Genomic DNA, 2,208 nt, shown 5'->3' with positions numbered 1-2,208 from the left:
AGATCGCAATGCTCATGACCGCCCACGTCGTCTACCCGGCGCTCGATCCGGACCGGCCGGCCAGCCTGTCAGCACCGATTATCACCGAGCTGTTGCGCCGCCAGCTTGGCTTCGACGGGGTTGTGGTCAGCGATGATTTGGAGATGGGTGCAATCGTCCGTCACGGCAGCGTTGAGCAGGCTGCGGTTCAGGCCCTGGTCGCTGGCACGGACCTGCTCCTGGTGTGTCACAGCCCGCAGCGGGCCATACAGGCCAGGGACGCCTGTCTCCAGGCGCTGACCGCTGGCCGCCTGTCAGCCCGGGCGCAGAGTTGCGGTGCTCAAGACCAGCTCCAGGCAACTCCCGTCCGTCTCTGCTGAGGTCGTCGGATGTGCCGCCCATAAGCAACTGGCGGAAGCCCTGGGAGGTACGGCGGGTACGAAAGCGTGACCCGGGCCGCTAGGAGACGGCCGTGTCGGACTGGACAGCCCGCACCACCCGTGGCAGGGATTCGGCATACGGGGCACGCACGACCCCCCGCTCGGTAATAATCGCGCTGACCAGGGGATGGGGCGTGACATCAAAAGCCGGGTTGGCAACCGGAATATCGGTCGGAGCGATCTGCTGGCGGAAGATGTAGGTGACCTCGCGCGCCGCGCGCTCCTCAATCGGAATATGCGCGCCGGAGGGGCAGGCCAGGTCGACCGAGGCGGTCGGCGCCGCAACATAGAAGGGCAGCGCATGCCGGGCGGCCAGCACCGCAGAGGTGTACGTCCCGATCTTGTTTGCCACGTCTCCGTTTGCTGCGGTCCGGTCGGTTCCGACAATTGCGCAGTCAATCGCGCCCTTCTGCATGAAATGACCGACCATATTGTCGGTGATCAGGGTTGCCGGAATGCCTTCCTTGCTCAGTTCCCAGGCTGTCAGCCGGGCACCCTGCAGAAACGGGCGCGTCTCGGGCACAAAGACCGAGATGGCTTTGCCCTGCTCCCAGGCGGCGCGGATCACTCCCAGGGCCGTGCCGTAGCCGGCCGTGGCCAGGGCGCCGGCATTACAGTGGGTGAGGACGCTTGCCCGAGGCGGGATCAACGCCGCCCCATAACGGCCCAGACGACGGTTGGCCTCGATATCTTCGGCATACAGGGTCAGAGCCTCGTGTTCGAGGCGCTCGCACAGACGAGTCCGGCCCGCCTCATGGGTCTCGGCGTAGACGCCCCGCATGCGCTCAATGGCCCAGAACAGGTTGACCGCAGTCGGACGGGTCGCGGCAAAAACCCGGCACAGTCGATCAAAGGTGGCGGGCCGGTCGCTGGTCTTGAGCTGTCGCGCACCGAGCGCCAGCCCCATGGCCGCAGCCACGCCGATGGCCGGCGCGCCGCGGATAATCATGGCGCGAATCGCCCGGGCAACGCCCTGGTAGTGGGTGTAGGTCCGGTAGAGTTCGCGGGTCGGCAGGAAGCGCTGATCGAGCATGATCACCGCAGCCGGCTTTCCGGCCTGGGCCGTCTGCCATTTGATGGCGAAAAAAGCGGTCGGCATGCTAGACATCGGTCTGGGGGTCAAACAGCTGTATCCCGGTCGCCGGTCGCCACGCCGCCACCGTCTGCTCGTCCGGCAGACGCTGAATCACGATCTCACGGAACGGCTCGCCCGAGGCTTGGATGCGCACCTCGGACGTGTCTTGAGGAGCGTCGAGAACCTGGAGCGCCTGGCCGGTTCGCAGCCAGGTATCGACCAGCAGCTGGGCCAGGATTTTCTGCTTGCTCTCGGATAGATTTTTCCAGCGCTCGGTCACCTTGACCGTCACCGCCGTGCCGTCGAGTTTGGCCTCCATCCCGTAGTAGACGTCCGCCCACAGGCCGCCGGTCATTTGGGAATCCACCCGCTGCACGCACAGCCACAGGGCCTGTTGCCCGGCCGGTAGCTCGGGGGGCGGTTGCGGCTCGGCAGCGACGCTGGCCTTGGCCGGTTCGGCGGGCTCGGTATCCTGGAACTGTTGCGGATTCCGGTAGTAGAGAACCGCCAGGACCAGCACGGCGACGACCAGGACCGGCGCCTTTCGCACGGCCGTGAAAACGAGCGAGGAGGTTGAGCGCAGCAGCTTCTGGAACGAGGCCAGAAAGCTCGGCTCGGGAGACGGGGACGACGGGCTCGTCATGAGCCGGAGTGTAGCACACGGCCGGCCGGTTACAGAAGACCGGCGCGGTGCGCTTTTGCCTTGACTCAGCA

The 2,208-nt window shown here is 66.0% G+C and carries 3 protein-coding genes; 1 reads left to right on the top strand and 2 read right to left on the bottom strand.

What is annotated here, in order from left to right; translation table 11 throughout:
* Positions 1-359: glycoside hydrolase family 3 protein (locus J4F42_22625; protein MCE2488318.1), on the top strand; the 359-nt coding region annotated here is incomplete at its 5' end.
* A gap of 79 nt (positions 360-438) precedes the next feature.
* Here the strand turns inward: J4F42_22625 and mtnA are convergent.
* Complete coding sequence (gene mtnA, locus J4F42_22620; GenBank protein MCE2488317.1) at positions 439-1,518, bottom strand: S-methyl-5-thioribose-1-phosphate isomerase; 1,080 nt, start codon at positions 1,516-1,518, stop codon at positions 439-441.
* A gap of 1 nt (position 1,519) precedes the next feature.
* Positions 1,520-2,208, bottom strand: a 689-nt coding sequence (locus J4F42_22615) for a hypothetical protein (GenBank protein MCE2488316.1), incomplete at its 5' end; no start/stop codon positions are given.

Source organism: Desulfurellaceae bacterium (assembly GCA_021296095.1).
Taxonomy (GTDB): Bacteria; Desulfobacterota; Binatia; order Bin18; family Bin18; genus JAAXHF01.
Note: the sequence above shows the minus strand (reverse complement) of the source record. Positions and strands in the feature narration are given on the sequence as shown.